The sequence below is a fragment of the Cupriavidus sp. GW822-FHT06G04 genome, assembly GCF_058799075.1.
Genome location: NZ_JBXALD010000010.1, coordinates 222,095 through 238,438, shown reverse-complemented (window position 1 = coordinate 238,438; position 16,344 = coordinate 222,095). Strand labels below are relative to the sequence as shown.

15 protein-coding genes are annotated in these 16,344 nt (G+C 65.6%); 3 read left to right on the top strand and 12 right to left on the bottom strand.

The annotated features are described in order from the left end of the window. Positions 1–79 precede the first annotated feature (79 nt). Together AC1RKI_RS22260 and AC1RKI_RS22255 are read left to right on the top strand one after the other, a co-directional pair. A complete protein-coding gene (locus tag AC1RKI_RS22260) occupies positions 80–1,057 on the top strand; it encodes an AraC family transcriptional regulator (protein ID WP_150979732.1) in 978 nt (325 codons plus the stop codon). A 72-nt stretch (positions 1,058–1,129) separates the two neighbouring features. Then, on the top strand, positions 1,130–1,891 hold the full coding sequence (locus AC1RKI_RS22255; protein ID WP_150979733.1) for a helix-turn-helix transcriptional regulator: 762 nt from the start codon (positions 1,130–1,132) through the stop codon (positions 1,889–1,891). A gap of 92 nt (positions 1,892–1,983) precedes the next feature. Here the strand turns inward: AC1RKI_RS22255 and AC1RKI_RS22250 are convergent, their stop codons facing one another. The 8 genes from AC1RKI_RS22250 to AC1RKI_RS22215 all read right to left on the bottom strand — a co-directional run bounded on the left by AC1RKI_RS22250 (position 1,984) and on the right by AC1RKI_RS22215 (position 9,922). Beyond that, positions 1,984–2,466: a RidA family protein gene (locus tag AC1RKI_RS22250; protein ID WP_061953912.1), complete on the bottom strand. Its 483-nt coding sequence runs from the start codon at positions 2,464–2,466 to the stop codon at positions 1,984–1,986. Beyond that, the gene (locus AC1RKI_RS22245) at positions 2,463–3,329 is read right to left on the bottom strand and encodes a PhzF family phenazine biosynthesis protein (protein WP_492797156.1); all 867 of its coding nucleotides are present in this window, start codon (positions 3,327–3,329) and stop codon (positions 2,463–2,465) included. The genes AC1RKI_RS22250 and AC1RKI_RS22245 overlap by 4 nt, the downstream gene beginning before the upstream one ends. Then, a complete protein-coding gene (locus tag AC1RKI_RS22240) occupies positions 3,322–4,305 on the bottom strand; it encodes a Bug family tripartite tricarboxylate transporter substrate binding protein (RefSeq protein ID WP_251164927.1) in 984 nt (327 codons plus the stop codon). Before AC1RKI_RS22240 ends, AC1RKI_RS22245 begins: the two co-directional genes overlap by 8 nt. Positions 4,306–4,544: 239 nt before the next feature. After that, positions 4,545–5,651 (bottom strand): CobW family GTP-binding protein, encoded by a 1,107-nt coding sequence (locus AC1RKI_RS22235; RefSeq protein WP_244788408.1) that lies wholly within the window; start codon positions 5,649–5,651, stop codon positions 4,545–4,547. Continuing rightward, the gene (locus tag AC1RKI_RS22230; protein WP_150979737.1) at positions 5,648–6,274 is read right to left on the bottom strand and encodes a UbiX family flavin prenyltransferase; all 627 of its coding nucleotides are present in this window, start codon (positions 6,272–6,274) and stop codon (positions 5,648–5,650) included. The genes AC1RKI_RS22235 and AC1RKI_RS22230 overlap by 4 nt, the downstream gene beginning before the upstream one ends. Beyond that, positions 6,271–8,556, bottom strand: coding sequence for a xanthine dehydrogenase family protein molybdopterin-binding subunit (locus AC1RKI_RS22225; RefSeq protein ID WP_492797153.1), 2,286 nt, complete (start codon positions 8,554–8,556; stop codon positions 6,271–6,273). The genes AC1RKI_RS22230 and AC1RKI_RS22225 overlap by 4 nt, the downstream gene beginning before the upstream one ends. Next, the gene (locus AC1RKI_RS22220; protein WP_341248338.1) at positions 8,553–9,062 is read right to left on the bottom strand and encodes a (2Fe-2S)-binding protein; all 510 of its coding nucleotides are present in this window, start codon (positions 9,060–9,062) and stop codon (positions 8,553–8,555) included. Before AC1RKI_RS22220 ends, AC1RKI_RS22225 begins: the two co-directional genes overlap by 4 nt. After that, positions 9,062–9,922, bottom strand: coding sequence for an FAD binding domain-containing protein (locus AC1RKI_RS22215; protein WP_492797152.1), 861 nt, complete (start codon positions 9,920–9,922; stop codon positions 9,062–9,064). The genes AC1RKI_RS22220 and AC1RKI_RS22215 overlap by 1 nt, the downstream gene beginning before the upstream one ends. A 171-nt stretch (positions 9,923–10,093) precedes the next feature. Between AC1RKI_RS22215 and AC1RKI_RS22210 the strand changes: the two genes are divergently transcribed. Further along, positions 10,094–11,011: a LysR family transcriptional regulator gene (locus AC1RKI_RS22210; protein WP_084003833.1), complete on the top strand. Its 918-nt coding sequence runs from the start codon at positions 10,094–10,096 to the stop codon at positions 11,009–11,011. 76 nt (positions 11,012–11,087) lie between these two features. Here the strand turns inward: AC1RKI_RS22210 and AC1RKI_RS22205 are convergent, their stop codons facing one another. The 4 genes from AC1RKI_RS22205 to AC1RKI_RS22190 all read right to left on the bottom strand — a co-directional run bounded on the left by AC1RKI_RS22205 (position 11,088) and on the right by AC1RKI_RS22190 (position 16,148). Beyond that, positions 11,088–12,479 carry a nucleobase:cation symporter-2 family protein gene (locus AC1RKI_RS22205; RefSeq protein ID WP_150979740.1) on the bottom strand — a complete coding sequence of 464 codons (1,392 nt, stop codon included), beginning with the start codon at positions 12,477–12,479 and terminating at the stop codon, positions 11,088–11,090. Between the two features lie 219 nt (positions 12,480–12,698). Beyond that, entirely contained in the window at positions 12,699–14,123 is a 1,425-nt protein-coding gene (locus AC1RKI_RS22200; RefSeq protein WP_492797149.1) for a UbiD family decarboxylase, read from the bottom strand. Positions 14,124–14,290: 167 nt separating this feature from the next. Further along, positions 14,291–15,205: an amidohydrolase family protein gene (locus tag AC1RKI_RS22195; RefSeq protein ID WP_061953894.1), complete on the bottom strand. Its 915-nt coding sequence runs from the start codon at positions 15,203–15,205 to the stop codon at positions 14,291–14,293. 40 nt (positions 15,206–15,245) lie between these two features. Next, a complete protein-coding gene (locus AC1RKI_RS22190) occupies positions 15,246–16,148 on the bottom strand; it encodes an amidohydrolase family protein (protein WP_061953892.1) in 903 nt (300 codons plus the stop codon). Between the last annotated feature and the right edge of the window lie 196 nt (positions 16,149–16,344).

The following is a 16,344-nucleotide window of genomic DNA, read 5'->3' as shown; positions in this document are numbered from 1 at the left end:
GTTTTCCGCAGCTTGCACGGAATCTGCATTGATCCCTAGGATGAAGCCATTATCGCCAGTCCGCCCCTCGATCTGCACCATGGGTCATCATGCTGCACCAAGATTGAACACCGCCAGCCATGCCCGTGCGCTCGATCACGTGCAGGCGCTGTCCGCGCGCGTGTTCGGTCCGACGCGCCTGCATAGCGACGACGCCCATCCGCAAGTGCAGTTGCAGACCTGCCAGATCGGTCATCTGACGCTGGCCACCACACGCTACGACCGCGCGATGGAGGTGGTGCCGCAGCCGGGCAAGGACGAATACGTGATCCAGACCGTGATCGCCGGCCGGTGCCGCGTGGAAATCGACGGCGTGGCCGAGGACATGGAGCCGGGCAGCACCTGGGTGTTTTCGCCGTCGCTGGCGGTGCGACTGTTGCTGGACGCCGATTGCGAACGCTTCAGCGTGGTGGTGCGCCGTCATGCGCTGGAGGATGCGTTCCGTACCTGCTTCAACTTCGATCCGCCGGGGCCGCTGGTCTTTGCGCTGCAGCCGCTCAGCGACGCGCAGCGTGCCGGCCGCTGGCGCGCGATGCTGACGTGGCTGCGCACCGAAGCCGCCATGCGCACTGGCCGCCCGGCTCTGCCGGCGGCCGACGCCGCCATCGAACAACTCTGCCTGACCACGCTGCTGGTCGATCATTTCGGCGAGGACGGCGGACTGCTGCCGCGCGGCTACCTGCCGACGCTGCCCGCCTATGTGCGGCGCGCCATCCGCTACCTGCGCGCCAACCTGGACCAGCCGATCACGCTGCAGGAACTGGCCGCGCACTGTGGCGTCTGCGAGCGCACGTTGCAGTTGGGCTTTCGCAAAAGCAAGGACACCACGCCAATGGAATACCTGCGCGTGCTGCGCCTGCAGGGCGCCCGCGCCGACCTCCAGCGCGCAATGCCCGGCCCCGGCGTGGTCACCACCATCGCCCTGCGCCACGGCTTCACACATCTGAGCCTGTTCGCGCGCGAATACAGAAGGGAATACGGCGAACCGCCTTCGGCTACGTTGCGCGGGGGTGGGTGAGGGCGCGCTACCAACGCACCACCGGGCAGCGTATGATCGCCGGGCCCCCCCACGGTTGCCGATGTACTCGCGATGACCCACCAACCTCATCTGTCTCCCAAGCTGCATCTGACCACTAAGCATGGTTTTGCGCTGCATGACAGTCGGCAGCCCGCATTTCATCGCGCTTGGCACATCCATGACTGCGGCATGCTGCTTTGGCCGCGCATGGGCCGGCTCAAGACGGTTTGGAACGACGTTGGCGGCGAGCCGGACGCGCCGCATGCGGTGTCGCTGGTGCGCGGTACCGCTGTGCTGCTGCCAGCGACGACCTCGCACCTGACCGCATCGGAGCAAGGGCGCCAGCAGCATGGAGAGCTTTACCTGCCGCCCGACCGCCTGCCCGCCGGCCGACGTTTTGGCGCCATGCATCTGGACGCAGCGACCATTGCGATGCTGGAGGGGTTGCTGTCCCCGGGCATTGCGATGACGAGTGCGGCGTGGCTGGTGCGCGCAATCGTCGAACAACTCGCGGCAAGCCGGCCGCTGGCGATGCCTGAAGCACCTTCATCGGTGGCGATGCGCATGGTGCGGCGCTTCCATCAGGCGCTTGAGCGCGACCTGCCGCTGCCTTCGATCGATGCGGTTGCAAGCGAGCTTGGCGTGTCGATCCGGCATTTGCAGCGCGCTTGCCAGATCGAGTTCGGCGTGACGCCAGTGACTGTCAGGCGCCGCGTCCTGGCCACGCATGCCCGCGGGCTGATCGCCCAGGGAAAATCAGCAGCCAGCGTCAGCATGGATCTCGGTTTCGCGTCGAGCGGTCATCTGCACCGCCTGCTGCGCGAAACGCGCTGACTGTGCGGTCGCCCGCCGTTGCCCCGTTGCAAATAGGGCGCTGCAGGGCGCTGCAGGGCGATGCGGCCCGTGATACTCGATCCATTTCCTCGCTAAGCCATGACCACGGCGTCGATCTCGATCTCGATCCACGCGCCGTCGGGGAGGCTCGCCACGCCCAATGCGCTGCGCGCGGGCAATGGTTGCTCCGGGAATGCGATGCGGAGAATTGCCGACGCCGCATCGAGCACTGCCGGATGATGGCCAAAATCCGGTGCCGCGCGGATGAATCCGCGCACACGGACAATCTGGATCACGTTTGACAGATCGTCATCGCAAGCCATCCGCAGCGCTGCCAGCGCGTTCAGCATCGACACTTCGGCGGCGCCGCGAGCCGGCTCGACATCGGCCTGGCCGCGGCACTGGCCTGCCATGGCAACGCCTTGCCGCCTGCAGACTTGCCCGGCGATCGACACCCAGCGCGATGCGTCCGTATCCACGATGCAATACGGCGCATAGCTGCCGCGCGGACGAGATACCTCGGGCAGCGTGAATCCTGCTGCGCCAAGCAGAGCCTCGGGAGAAGCGGCCGTCATGGTTCGCCCCATGCCACCCCGCCACTGAGCCAGCATCCGTCGGGCGCGCCGGAATCGGCATGGCGCGGCGCAACGAGGATCTCCGATGGGCAGCCCATGGCATCGCCCTGCCACACCGCCATCGATGCTGCGGTCCGGCCGCGACCGTGCAGTTGTTTAGTCTGGTTCAGGTATCCCCAAAGCGCCGCCGCGGCGATGCCGGTCGCGGCATCCTCGGGATAGCCTGACGACTTTGGAAACTGCCGTGCATGAACTACGGGCGTGCCGTCGACCCGGGGTGTGCCGAATGCGTACGGATACAGGCCGGTGGAGCCGATCGACGCGCACAGCGGCGCCATGGTCGAGAAATCCGGTTGCAGGGCGTCGAGCATCGCCACGGATGGCAGGGCGATGAGCGTCTTCACGCGGCTGGTCGCGGCATTGACGACCGTATGGCTGCCGGCGGGCAAGCCGAGCTGCATCGCCACGCGGACCGATGCTGCGGCGTCCAGCTTGGCGGTGCGCACCGCCGGCTGCGAGATCCACACGCGTTGCGATGCTTCATCCCAGTTTGCCAGCACGATGCCGCTCAACGTCTCGATGCGCGCCGTCGACGTGGTCCAGCGCCCCCACTGGCGCAGCGCCCAGAGCGTGCCCACCGTGGCATGTCCGCACATTTCCATTTCGTGATGCGGCACGAAGAAGCGCAGGCGCCAGTCGCAGCCAGCATCGCTCGGCAATACGAAGGCTGATTCGTGGCCATGCGTCGCGGCGACGCGCTGCATGGCCGCCGCATCCATGCCGCGTGCGTCTGCGACCAGCGGCACCGGGTTGCCGCCTTTCCCATCGCGTACAAAGACGCGAATCAGTTCGACGTTACTCACCGGTGGCTCCAACCGACTTGGCGATCCTGCCCCAGTACGGGATGTCCTGCTGGACGGCGGCCCGCAGCGCCGCCGGCGTACCGGGGCGAACGGTCACCCCCTTGCCGGCGAGATCGTCGGCCACGGCCTTGTCGGCCAGCACCTTGTTCAAGGCCGCATTGAAGCGGTCGACAATCGCCGCGGGGGTTCCCTTTGGAAATGCGATGCCGTACCACAACTGCTGTTCAAAGCCTGGCACGCCCTGGCTTGCGAACGTCGGTACGTCGGGCAGCAATGGCGTCGCTGCGGTCACAGCGATGGCGGCGATCTTGCCGGCTTTGATATATGGCGTGAGTCCCGCCGGATTGTCGAACATGATCTGCACCTGGCCGCCAATCAGATCAGTGTATGCAGGCGCCGCGCCGCGGTATGGCACGTGGATCATCGGCTCGCCGATGAATTTCTGAAACTGTTCGCCCATCAGGTGCGACACGGTCCCGACGCCAACCGACCCAAAGGTGTGCGGAGCCCGGTCGGACTTCAAGCGAGCGACGAGCGTACGCGCATCGGGCACTCGCAACGCGTTGTTGACCGCCAGCACGTAAGGCGAAGTGCCGATGAAGCCGGCGTATGCAAAGTCCGCTGTCGGGTTGTAGGCCAGCCGGGGATAGAGCGCGACGCTTACCGCGTGGGTGCTCGTGGTGACCACGCCAGCCGTGTAGCCGTCGGCAACGGCCCGCGCCACGAAGCTGGAGCCGAGCGTGCCGCCTGCGCCGCTGCGGTTGTCGATCACCACCGGTTGTCCGAGTTCGCGCTGCAGAAGCGGCTGGATCGAGCGCGCCACGAGATCGGTGCCGCCTCCGGCGGGAAACGGCACGACCATCGTGATCGGTTTCTCTGGCCAGCTTCCGGCATGAGCGGAGACGGAACATGCGGCGACAACGGCCGCCAGTATTGCGCGCCGTAGGCCGCGCGTCGGATTCGACAGGGGGGACATGTGCACTCCTTTCGTTGGAATACACGAAAGTCTAAAAACGGGGCGGCCCTGTCTCAAACCGGAATGCGACGGCGCGCGATCCAAAAAGCGCATGAGTCTTGCCAGAGGGCTGTGGGGAGTTCCGCCTATGTGCCGCCGGGCGCGGCCAACGCCGATCAACAAAAAAGACGCAGCCGACGTGAGGCGGCTGCGCCGTCAATCACCCGCCAGTATCGTTGGCGGGGTCCCAGAGCTTTACGTCAGGCGGCGATCTGCGCGGGTTGGCAGATGCGCAGCAGCGTTTGCAGGCGCGCGCGGTCCAGGTTGCGGCCGATGAAGACGAATTTGCTTTCGCGCGGCTCGTTGCCCCATGGGTCAGCGCGATGGAAATCCATCAGGCGATGCACGGCCTGCAGTACGTGACGGCATGTGTCGTCCTGCACGGCAACGATGCCCTTCATGCGGAATACATCGTCGCCTTGCGCGGCCAGCAGCGCGCGCAGCGCGTGCTCCAGCCGCTCGCGATCGAACGGCGTGTCGAACACCAGCGAGACCGATGTCACGGACGGATCGTGCCGATGCGCATGATCGTCGCCGCCGTGTTCGTGATCGTGATTGCAGGTTTCGTCGCAGATGTGATCGGCGTGGTGGTGCGCGTCGTGGTCATGATGACCATGATGATGCGCATCGGCCGCGTCATCGGGCAGTTGCGTCGCGCCCGGCGTGAAGCCGCCAATGCCCAGGATGCGCGACAGGTCCACTTGCGCGTAGTTCGAGCGCAGGATCTGTGCGCCTTCGTTCAGGTGGTGCAGGCGATGCGTCAGCGCGTCGAGCCGCGCCTCGGACACCAGATCTGACTTGTTCAGGATGATGCGATCGGCCGCCACGATCTGATCGACCGCCTGGTTGTCGAAGCCGGACAACTGCGGATCGTCCAGATGGGCTTCGATATGCACGGCGTCGACCAGCGTCAGGATGCCGTCGAGCGTCACCTGTTTGGCCACGTCGTTGTCCATGAAGAACGTGGCGGCTACCGGCGTGGGATCGGCCAGCCCGCTGGTCTCCACGAGGATATGGTCGAAACGTTCAGGCCGTTCCAGCAGCTTCTGCAGGATGCGCACCAGATCGGTCCGCACATCCACCACACAGCAGATGCAGCCGTTGGTCATCTGGTAGATCTCCTCGTCCGAGGTCATCACCAGGTCCGAATCGACATCGACTTCGCCAAACTCGTTCTCGATCACAGCGATGCGGTGGCCGTGCTTCTGCGTGAGGATGTGGTTCAGCAGCGTGGTCTTTCCTGCACCCAAAAAGCCGGTCAGGATGGTGACGGGTACGGGTGGCAGGTTGCGTTGCACTTCGGTCATGGTGTCTCCCGGGTGATGACATCGGTATTGACTGCGGCAAGCGTTGTGCGCATCCCGGCCCAGCGCGAGACCAGGCCGGTGTGCGGCACGTCGAACAGATCGAGCACGCGCCCGACCGTGTGATTGACGATCTCGTCGACGCTTTGCGGATGGGTGTAGAACGCGGGCATCGGCGGCATGACGATGGCGCCCATCTCGGTCACCGTGGTCATGTTGCGCAGATGCACCAGATGCAGCGGTGTCTCGCGCGCCAGTAGCACCAGCCGCCGGCGCTCCTTGAGCATCACGTCGGCGGTGCGCGTGATCAGGTTGTCGGCCACGCCGGTGGCGACGGCAGCCAGCGTGCGCATCGAACACGGCGCGATCACCATGCCGTCGCAGCGGAACGACCCGCTCGCAACGGCGGCGCCGATGTCGCGCACGTTGTGCACCACGTCGGCCAATGCTTCCAGTTGCGGACGCTGCATGCCAAGCTCGTGATGCACGGTGAGCCATCCGGACGGCGAACAGATCAGATGGGTTTGCCACTCCGGCGCCGCCTGCATGGCCTGCAGCAGGCGCACGCCGTATGCCGCGCCGCTGGCGCCGGTGACCGCCACCACGAGCCTGCGCGGGGCGTTCATGCGCGGGCCTCCGCGGCGCGTTTTTCGGCCAGCGCATGCAACACCTGTTCCGGCTTGATCGGATAGTGGCGGAAACGCACGCCGATGGCGTCGAATACGGCGTTCGCGATGGCCGGCCCGATCGCCACGATCGGATCTTCGCCGACGCCCTTCGCGCCGAACGGGCCGCCCGGGTCCGGCGCAGCTTCCAGCAGTACGGTGTGGATCTCGGGCATGTCCATCGCCAGCGGCATCTTGTAGTCGACGAAGTTGGCGTTCAGCGATCGCCCGGTCTTCATGTCGATCTGGTAGTCCTCGTAAAGCGTGTGGCCGATGCCCTGCTGGATGCCGCCTTCGATCTGCCCGGCCGCGGCCACCGGGTGGATCACCTTGCCGATATCGTGTACCGGCACCACCTGCTTGACCGTGATGAAGCCCGTCTCGGTATCGACCTCGACCTCGACGAAATGCGCGGCGAACGAATACGACTTGGTCGGGTGATAGGTTGCCGTGCCCACTAGTTGCGCGGCGGGCAGTCCCTTGCGCGGCATCACGGCCTCGCGCACGGTCATGGTGGGCCCGATGCGGTCGCGCACGGCGATCACGCCGTTGGCAACTTCCAGCTGGTCGGGTTCGGCCTCCATCTGGCGCGCGGCGCGTGCCAGCAACTGCTGCTTGATTTGCGCGGCGGCCATCTGCGCGGCGCGTCCCACCATGTAGGTGGTGTGGCTGGCAAAGGCGCCGATATCCCACGGCACCACATCGGTATCGCCATGCACCACGCTGACCGATTCGAACGGGATCGCCAGTTCCTCGGCGACGATCTGCGCCAGCGCGGTATGTGCGCCGGTGCCCAGGCCCGCCGCGCCGGTCAGCAGCACCACGGTGCCGTCTTCATTCATCTTGACGATGGCGTTGCCCTGCTCCTTGATGCCCGGATAGGCGCTGCTGCCGTGCATTTCGCAGCCGATGCCCCAGCCGCGGCGGATCACGCCATGCTGGGCGCGCGTCTGGGCGCGGCGCGCGTGCCAGTCCACCACTTCCATGCCCTTGGCAATGCACGCCTCGAGGCCGCGCCCGATCAGCGGATGATTCGACGGCGCGATATCGCCTTCGCGCACCGCGTTGCGCAGCTTCAGCTCGGCCGGATCGAGGCCCAGATGATGGGCCGCCTCGTCCATCTGGATATCGAGCGCGTAGTAGGTCTGCACCACGCCGTAGCCGCGAAACGCGCCCGCGATCGGGCTATTGGTGTAGACGCAGCGACCTTCCAGCCGCACGTTTTCGCAGCGATAGAGCGATACCATCGCCGCGGTGCCGACATTGGTGACACCGGGCCCGTGCGATCCGTAGGCGCCGGAATTGAACACCACCTTCGCTTCGCGCGCGGTGATGGTGCCGTCGTTGCGGAATCCCTGGCGCAGCCAGATGCGCGCGGGGTGGCGCGTGCGTCCGCCGAGAAAAGTTTCCTCGCGCGTGTATTCCATGCGCACCGGGCGATGGGTTTCGCGTGCCAGCAGCGCGCACAGGAATTCACCTTGAAACAGGTCCTGCTTGGCGCCGAAGCCGCCGCCCATGTGGTCCACCAGCACGCGCACCTTGTGCAGCGGCAGCCCGAGCACTTCGGCCATGATGCCGCGCACCATGAACGCCGTCTGCGTCGAGATCCAGACCGTCAGGTTGCCGTTGCCGTCCCATTTGCAGGTCAGCACGTTCGGTTCCATATAGGCCGGCGTGGGGCGACCGCCTTCGTAGACGCCTTCGAGAATGAAGTCGGCTTCTGCAAAACCGCGGTCGATGTCGCCGCGTTCCACCACCACGGGGGGGAGCACAAGATTGCCACCTGGCTCGCGGTCGTGGATCGGCACGGCGCCGGGCGCGGCGGCGTCCTCCACGGTGAACATCGCGGGCAGCGGCTCGTATTCGACTTCGATCAGCTCGATGGCGCGCGCGGCGATTTCCTCGCTGACGGCCGCCACCGCAGCTACGCCTTCGCCCCAGTAACGCACCTTGTCGTCGAGGATGTACTGGTCGCAGGTGACGGAGGCCGAGCGCGGATGGGGCGATCCCGCGTGCAGCACGCGCGGCACGTTTTCATGCGTGAGGATCGCCTTCACGCCCGGCAGCGCCAGCGCAGCCGCGGTGTCGATGCGACGAATGCGGGCATGCGCGACATTGCAGCGCTTGAGCCTGGCGTGCAGCAGGCCCGCCATCGGCATGTCGGCGACGTACTTGGCGTTGCCGGTGACCTTGTCCAGCAGGTCGGTGCGCTTGACGCTGTGTCCGATCACGGCGTGGGTCATTGTGCGTTCTCCGTTGCGCCATGCGATGGGCAGGGACGTTGGATGGCCTCGGCGGCCTTTTCCACCGCCTCGATGATCTTGGTGTAGCCGGTGCAGCGGCAGATGTTGCCGGCCAGCGCAAAGCGGATCTCGTCGCGAGTGGGGTTTGGATTGGCATCGAGCAGCGCCTTGATCGCCACCACAAAGCCCGGCGTGCAGAAGCCGCACTGCGCCGCGCCGCAGCGCATGAACTGATCCTGGATCGGATGCACGGTATCGGCACCGGGCTGGATGCCCTCGATCGTGGTCAGCTTGCATCCATGCGCCTCGGGCGCGAGCATCAGGCAACTGTTCATCGGCGTGCCGTCGACGAGGATCGTGCAGGAGCCGCATTCGCCTACATCGCATCCCTTCTTGGTGCCGGTCAGGCCCGCGTCGTTGCGCAGCGCGTCGAGCAGCGTGCTGTGCGGCTCCACCGCCAGTTCGCGCGGCTCGCCATTGATTTCCACTTCGATCAGTTTGCGCATCACAGTGTCTCCAGGGCTTGGGCAATGGCGCGGCGTGTCAGCACGCTCACCATTTCGCGGCGATAGGCGGCGCTGGCGCGCACGTCGCTGATCGGACGCGCGTCTTCCATCGCGGCGTGGGCCGCCTGGAGGACTAGCGCCTCGCTGATCGGCCGGTCGCGCAGCAGCGCTTCGGCGTGGGTGGCGCGGATCGGCGTCGGCCCTACGGCGGCCAGTACGATGCCGACATCGGTGCAGTGGCCGCGTTCGACCGTGATGGATACGGCAACGCCCACCGTTGCCAGCTCCATCTGCACGCGGCGTCCGTGCTTGATATAGGCCTTGCCCGTATGGGGCGCCGGCGCTGGGATGGTGATACGCGACACGAGTTCGTCGGGCTCCAGCGCGGTCTTGCCGGCGCCGGTGACGAAGTCTTCCACACGCATGGCGCGCGACCCCTGCAAGCCGTACAGATGCACCGACGCGCGATCGGCGATCAGCGGCGCAAGCGAATCGGCCGACGGCGACGCGCGGCACACGTTGCCCACCACCGTGGCGCGGTTGCGCACCTGTATCGATGCGAAATCGGTGACCGCGCGCGCCATTCCCGCGTAATGGCGGCGCACCGCATACGACGTTTCCACTTCGCGCGTGGTCACCAGCGCTCCGATGCGCAGTCCGTCGACGGGATCGAACGCCAGCACGTTCATGCCCGGGATTTTCTTGATGTTGATGACGTGCGCGGGCTGCCGGTGCGATTCCTTGATCTGCACGAGCAGGTCGGTGCCGCCCGCCAGCACGCTGGCCCGACCGCCGCAACGGTGCAGCAGCGCGGATGCCTCTGCAAGCGTGGCGGGTTCGAGATATTCAAACGCTCTCATCGTCGCTCCTGTGTGGATGCTTGCGGCCCGTGCGCGCCATGCGTTTGCCGCTGACCGTGAAAGCATGATGGTTGCCACACCATCATCGGTAAATACCCATAACCGGATTTATTGATCGTGTTACCCTCTGAATCGACTGCCATGACCCCCACAACAGAGCAGGCGAGAGACATGCCCACCATCAGCAACATGAACGTTTCGCTGCGGCAATTACGCGCGTTTATCGCCGTGGCCGAAGAGCGTCACTTCACGCGCGCAGCGGAGAAATTGAGCCTTTCGCAGTCTTCCGTCAGCGCCCTGATTCACGAACTCGAAAGCAATCTCGGACTCAAGCTGTTCGATCGCCATACGCGGCTGATGCAAATCACGCAGGCCGGCGCGGAACTGCTGCCGATGGTCAAGAAGGCGGTGGCCGATATCGACAGCGTGCTGGACAGCTCCGCGGAATTGCGCACGCTGGGGCGCGGGCGCGTGTCGATTGCCGCATCGTCGATCCAGGCCGCGCTGATGCTGCCGCGTTTCATCCGCGAGTTCTGCGTCGGCCATCCGGGCGTCAAGGTGGACCTGCACGACGTGGCCGAGGATGAAGTGCCGCGCATGGTCAGCGCTGGCGAGGTCGATTTCGGTATCGGCACGATTCCCGAGGGTCAGCCCGACCTGGCCGCGCACCGGCTGTCGTCGGATGCATTCGTGATCGTCATGCCGCCGAGCCATCCGCTGGCGCGCCGGCGCGATCTCACCTGGGAAGACGTGGCCCGCCTGCCCGTGATCGGTCCGCACCGCGGCAATCCGATCCGCGATTGCCTGGACGCCGCGCTGGCCGCGCGCGGCATCACGCTGGCGCGCGTGCACGAGGTGTTCCTGCCGCTGACGATGGTCGGCATGGTCGACGCCGGACTGGGGATCGCGGTGATGAGCACGGCGGTCACGCGGCTGACGTCGGCGCTGGGGCTGATCACGGTGATGCCGCAGGATCCGGTGATTCACCGCGAGATTTCATTGCTCACACATGCGGACCGGTCGCTATCGCCGCCTGCGCAATCGTTCCGCGACCTGCTGATGCGCCATCGCAGCGATCTGGCGAAGTAGGCGCCGCGCGACGCTGCATGCCCGGGGCATGGCGTCCCCGGCATGCAGGCGTCACGCAGCGGCGACGCCGGCGCGTCTACGCGGCTTTCTTGGCCAGCATGCGCGGCGCCTCCTGCGTGCCGCGCACGTTGAACAGCAGGTTCAGCAGCACCGCGCACAGCGTGCCGAGCAGGATGCCGTTCTGGCAGAACTTGGCCGCCAGCTCCGGCAACTGCGCGAAAAACCTGTCGGCGACCAGCGGAATCATCCCAAGCGCCACGCTGACGGCGACGATGTAGGCGTTCTTCTTGTTCTCGACGAAATCGACGTGGCCCAGGATGCGCACGCCGGTGGCCGCCACCATGCCGAACATCACCAGCGCGGCGCCGCCGAGCACGTATTGCGGGATCGACGCCGCAAAGAACGCCAGCTTCGGCAGGCAGCCCAACACGACCAGGATGCCGCCCGCCGTCGCGCACACCCAGCGGCTGCGCACACCGGTCACCTGCACCAGCCCAACATTCTGCGCATACGAGGTGTAGGTAAAGGTATTGAACACCGCCCCGACCAGCGCGCCGACTCCATCGGCACGCAGGCCACGCGCCAGGTCGTCCGGCGTGACCGGCCTGTCGACGATTTCCCCGAGCGCGAGAAACTGGCCCACGCCCTCGATCATGATCACGACCATCACCACGCATAGCGTGATCGACGTCATCAGGTCGAAGGTAGGCAGGCCAAAGTGGAACGGCGTGATGAACGCCACCCAGTCGGCCGCATGCACGCCCGCGAAGGTAACCTTGCCCAGCGCCACCGCCACCACGAAGCCGGTCGCGATGCCGATCAGCACGGCGATATTGCACAGAAAGCCCTTGAAGAACGCGATCATGCACAGCACCGTCGCCAGCACCAGCGTGGCGATGCCCAGGTTCACGGGCAGGCCGTAGGCCGGATTGGGCGCCGGGCCGGTCGGCGTGGCGATGGTGGGATTGCCGCCCGCCGCCCAGTTCACGCCGACCCGCATCAGCGAGATGCCGATCACCAGCACCACGGTTCCGGTCACCACAGGCGGAAACAAGCGGATCAGGCGGCTGACATAGGGCGCCGCCACCAACGTGAAGACGCCGGCCACCATCACTGCGCCGAATACGGCCGGCAATCCCAGCGATGGATTCGATCCGGTGGCGATGATCGGGGCGATGGCGGTGAACGTCACGCCCATCATCACCGGCAGGCGGATGCCGATTTTCCAGATGCCGATGCTCTGGATCATCGTCACCAGCCCGCAGCAGAACAGGTCCGCGGCGATCAGGAAGGCGATCTGGTCCTTGGGCAGGTGCAGCGCGCCGCCGATGATCAGCGGCACGGCGATCGCGCCCGCGTACATCACGAGCACGTGTTGCAGGCCGAGCGCGGCCAGGCGAAGCGGGGGCAAGACTTCATCGACCGGATGCACCGGGTCGATCCCATGCGAAGTGGGGGTGGGGATCATGCTGTCTCCTTCGTCTTCCAGGCCGGAACTGCCCGCACGGTTGGCCGAAAGGAGGCTGCAGTTGCCGCCCCCCGTGGTCTGTCGCCACGTTTTCCGCCACCTGCGTTTCGTTGTCAGGGCAGCATGCCAGCCACCGGACATTGGGTAAATGGGGCGCTTGGATTAATCGATCGGGTCATCCGATCAATCGCATCCGGCGCGGATTCCGTTACATCGGCTTCAGTGTTTTCCCGTATCGATGCGCGCCAGCAGCGCTGCCGCGCGCGCCATGGCCTCGTCGTCGATGCGTGCGCGGATACCGTCGAAGTTCGGCCCGCGTGTGGCATCCAGGCCCATCCGCGACGTGGTGCCCACGCCCGAGGCGGACGGATCGAGCGCGCTGCCGGGCAGCCCGTCGACCACCACCACATCGAGATGGGGCTGCAGATGCGTGGCGATGGCCCACAGCACCTGCTCGTCGCGCGTGATGTCGACGTCGTGATCGACGGCCACCACGGTTTTCAGGTACGGGTCCCAGCCCAGCAGCCCGAGCATCACCTGGCGCGCCTCGCCCGGGCGCGATTGGCGCAGCGCCACGTAGGCGTGGAAATGCGTGCCGGAACTGGGATAGTGCACGGCGGTGACCGATGGAAAGCGCTCCATCAGTTTTTCCACCATCTCCGATTCGCGCGGAATGCGGCCCAGGTTCAGATGCTCGGCCGAATTGCCGCCGACCACGTCGACCAGCCAGGCGTCGCTGCGCCGCATCACGGTTTCCACGCGCAACAGGTTGTTGGTCGAGCGGTCGGACGAATAGCCGGTGAATTCGCCAAACGGCCCTTCGTCCACGCGGGCGGTGGGATCGAGCACGCCTTCCAGCACGATCTCCGCATGTGCGGGCACCTCGATGCCGTAGCGCGGCGTGCGCACGACTTCGAGCGGCGCGCCGAACAGCCCGCTGGCGACGTGGCGCTCGTCCACGCCATACGGCAGGCGCGCCGCGCCAGCGAGCATGAACAGCGGATGCGCGCCGATCACCATCGCCACGGGCAGCGGCCTGCCTTGCTCCACGGCGTGCTGGAACATGCGCCACAGATGCCCGCGCGAATGCAGGCTGGTGGCGATCTCGTTGGGCGAATGCAGCATCGAGCGGTGATAGCTGGCATTGCCGAAGCCGAGTTCGCGATCTTCCGCGATCAGGATTGCGTTGGTGATATACGGGCCGCGATCGGTGGCGAAGTGCCGGATCGTGGGCAGCGTGCCGAGATCGACGTGCTCCTGCACGATGCCGGTCACCGCGCCCGATTGCAGCACGCGCGGCGCCATCAGCCGGCGGCTGCGGGCCTGGTATTCGGCATGGATGCGGGCCGGCGACACGCCGCCGAGCATACGGCCCACGCGCTCGCGCGAGGCAAACAGGTTGGTGACCAGCGGCGCGCCCAGTCCGGCCACATCGTCGAACACCACCACCGGGTGGCGATTGCGCTCGGCCAGCGTCCAGACCAGTGCGGTGGGGTCCTGGTTGGCGGTGACGGTGTCGCGCACGGTCAGCACGTCTTCGGGAAAGGCCGCGCGGTACGCGGCGAGAAAGGTATGAAAGTCCTGCGATGTATCGTCAAAGATCGGCGGGTCTAACGCCGGCAGGCTTGCAGATGGGGCAGTCATGGCATGGCTCCGCTTGGATAACGCCAACGGGATACCGTTGCCGCGCGCGGGCGCCGACAGAGAAGCCGGCGCCCGCGCGTGACCAGACGGCGAAGCATGTTGGGCGCGCACGCGGGTGCGCGCCGCAGGGCTACGGCACGTGCGAAAGGACGTGTGCCGGGCGCGCGTCAGCGCGTGCTGGCGTACGTGTCCTTCAGGCGGGCCTGCGCTTCCTCCTGGGTTTTGGGCGGCGCCGTGGGCTCGATGCCGACCAGCCGGGCGATGTTGTTGCCCATGTAGTCCTCCAGGCCGTCCTCATCCAGGTCCATGCCCTGCGGGGCCGGCCCGCACAGCATCTCCAGTTCGCGCAGCCACATGCCGGGCTCGTTCGGCGGCGTATCGGTGCCGAACACGATCTTGTCGCGCGGCAGCTGACGTGCGAACTCGACGATGCGCGACTGGAAGCACCAGCCCGATTCGCAATACACGTTCGGCGTATCCATCGCCATCCAGAACGCCTCGAACGAATAGTTGCCGCCGGTCTGGATGCCGAAATGCCCGATGATGAAATTGACCATCGGGAATTCGCGGATGATCGGATAGAACATCGTCGGAATCGTGTACGGGCCGTCGCCGGTGTGGATCAGCACCACGATGTTGTACTTGGCGCAGACCTTCATCGCGGGGCGCAGCCAGTCGAGCGCTCGGTCGGGGCGATAGCCATGCATGTTGGCATGCAGCTTGAGCATCTTGAAGCCGTATTCCTTCACATGGAATTCCAGCTCCAGCGCGCCTTCCTCCGGGCCCCAGCGCGGATTGAACGTGAAGTTGCCGATAAAGCGATCCGGGTACTTCTGGCACAGGCTGGCCACGTAGGCCATGTAGTCGCGAATGCCCTCGCGGCCGCGGCGGTTGCCGTCGCGATAGCCGGTGTTGCCGGGCGGCGGCTGGATGAAGCCCATGTCGATGCGGCGCGGCTTGCCGTTGATCATGTAGGGGCCGTCCATCATCTTGAGCATGCGCTCGCCGTTGAACGGCTCGCCGGTATGTCGCCAGGCTTCGTCGACGAGGTTGGTGGGGTGCAGATGGGTGTCGATGATCATGTTTGTGTGCTCCGTCGGAATCTCGTTGAACTGCCCGCGTTCAGGCTGCCAGGCGCGCACGCGCTTCTTCGAGCGTGCGCGGCACCGGCGTCGGCTCCAGGCCGATCATGCGGGCGACGTTGTTGCCGAGGTAATCCTCGAGCGTGTCTTCATCGAGATTGAGGCCTTGCGGCGGTTCGAAGCACAGCACCTCCAGCAGCCGCAGCCACATGCCGGGCTCGTTGGGCGGGGTATCGGAGCCGAACAGGATCTTGTGCTTGGGCAGCACCTTGGCGAACTCGACGATGCGCGACTGCAGGCACCAGCCCGATTCGCAATACACATTGGGCATGTCCATCGCCAGCTGGAATGGCTCGAAGCAATACACGCCCCCGGTCTGCACGCCAAAGTGCGCCATGATGAAATTCACGGTGGGGAATTCCTTCATCATCGGCACCCATTCGGTGGGAATGCTGTAGGGGCCATCGCCGGTATGGAGCTTGACCAGCACGCCAAGTTCGGCGCATTTCTGCAGCGCCGGACGCAGCCAGTCGAGCGCGCGGTCGGGACGATATGCGTGCATGTTGGCCTGGAACTGCACCATCTTGAAACCCAGGCGCTTCACATAGTGTTCGATGGCGTTGACGCCGTTTTCCACGCCGCAGCGCGGGTTGTAGACGAAGCAGCCGATAAAGCGGTCCGGATACTTCTGCACCATCTCGCGCGTGTAGGCCATGTACGCGTCGATGGCTTCGGAGCCCGATTGCACACCGTCGGTGTAGGTGTAGATCGTGTTGCCTTGCGGCGGCTGGATGAAGGCGCGGTCGATACGGCGCGGTTTGCCATTGATGGTGAACGGGCCATCCATCATCTGGATCAGGCGTTCGCCGGTAAATGGGTCGCCGTCGTGCCGCCAGGCCAGATCGACCAGGTTGGTCGGGTAACAACTGGTGTCGATGATCATTGAGATCCCCTAACGATGACTCTGGTGAAAGAGATGGAGTCGTGTCAGGGAGGTGGGACCGGTCTGGTCGTGACGCCACTGACAGGAACTCCGTCAGTGAGCAATCTCCAGATGAACCTCGCGGCATTGCGCCGCTGCTGTTCAATCGACCGCTTCTACCCACGCGTTCGTTATATAGCGCCGTGTTTGCGCGCGT

What these genes read in the sequence shown, in the direction of transcription:
- AC1RKI_RS22225 (WP_492797153.1), bottom strand. Translation starts at nt 8,556, where the DNA reads ATGACCCACGCCGTGATCGGACACAGCGTCAAGCGCACCGACCTGCTG.
- AC1RKI_RS22230 (WP_150979737.1), bottom strand. Translation starts at nt 6,274, where the DNA reads ATGAACGCCCCGCGCAGGCTCGTGGTGGCGGTCACCGGCGCCAGCGGC.
- AC1RKI_RS22190 (WP_061953892.1), bottom strand. Translation starts at nt 16,148, where the DNA reads ATGATCATCGACACCAGTTGTTACCCGACCAACCTGGTCGATCTGGCC.
- AC1RKI_RS22220 (WP_341248338.1), bottom strand. Translation starts at nt 9,062, where the DNA reads ATGCGCAAACTGATCGAAGTGGAAATCAATGGCGAGCCGCGCGAACTG.
- AC1RKI_RS22200 (WP_492797149.1), bottom strand. Translation starts at nt 14,123, where the DNA reads ATGACTGCCCCATCTGCAAGCCTGCCGGCGTTAGACCCGCCGATCTTT.
- AC1RKI_RS22240 (WP_251164927.1), bottom strand. Translation starts at nt 4,305, where the DNA reads ATGTCCCCCCTGTCGAATCCGACGCGCGGCCTACGGCGCGCAATACTG.
- AC1RKI_RS22260 (WP_150979732.1), top strand. Translation starts at nt 80, where the DNA reads ATGGGTCATCATGCTGCACCAAGATTGAACACCGCCAGCCATGCCCGT.
- AC1RKI_RS22215 (WP_492797152.1), bottom strand. Translation starts at nt 9,922, where the DNA reads ATGAGAGCGTTTGAATATCTCGAACCCGCCACGCTTGCAGAGGCATCC.
- AC1RKI_RS22255 (WP_150979733.1), top strand. Translation starts at nt 1,130, where the DNA reads ATGACCCACCAACCTCATCTGTCTCCCAAGCTGCATCTGACCACTAAG.
- AC1RKI_RS22205 (WP_150979740.1), bottom strand. Translation starts at nt 12,479, where the DNA reads ATGATCCCCACCCCCACTTCGCATGGGATCGACCCGGTGCATCCGGTC.
- AC1RKI_RS22210 (WP_084003833.1), top strand. Translation starts at nt 10,094, where the DNA reads ATGCCCACCATCAGCAACATGAACGTTTCGCTGCGGCAATTACGCGCG.
- AC1RKI_RS22195 (WP_061953894.1), bottom strand. Translation starts at nt 15,205, where the DNA reads ATGATCATCGACACCCATCTGCACCCCACCAACCTCGTCGACGAAGCC.
- AC1RKI_RS22235 (WP_244788408.1), bottom strand. Translation starts at nt 5,651, where the DNA reads ATGACCGAAGTGCAACGCAACCTGCCACCCGTACCCGTCACCATCCTG.
- AC1RKI_RS22250 (WP_061953912.1), bottom strand. Translation starts at nt 2,466, where the DNA reads ATGACGGCCGCTTCTCCCGAGGCTCTGCTTGGCGCAGCAGGATTCACG.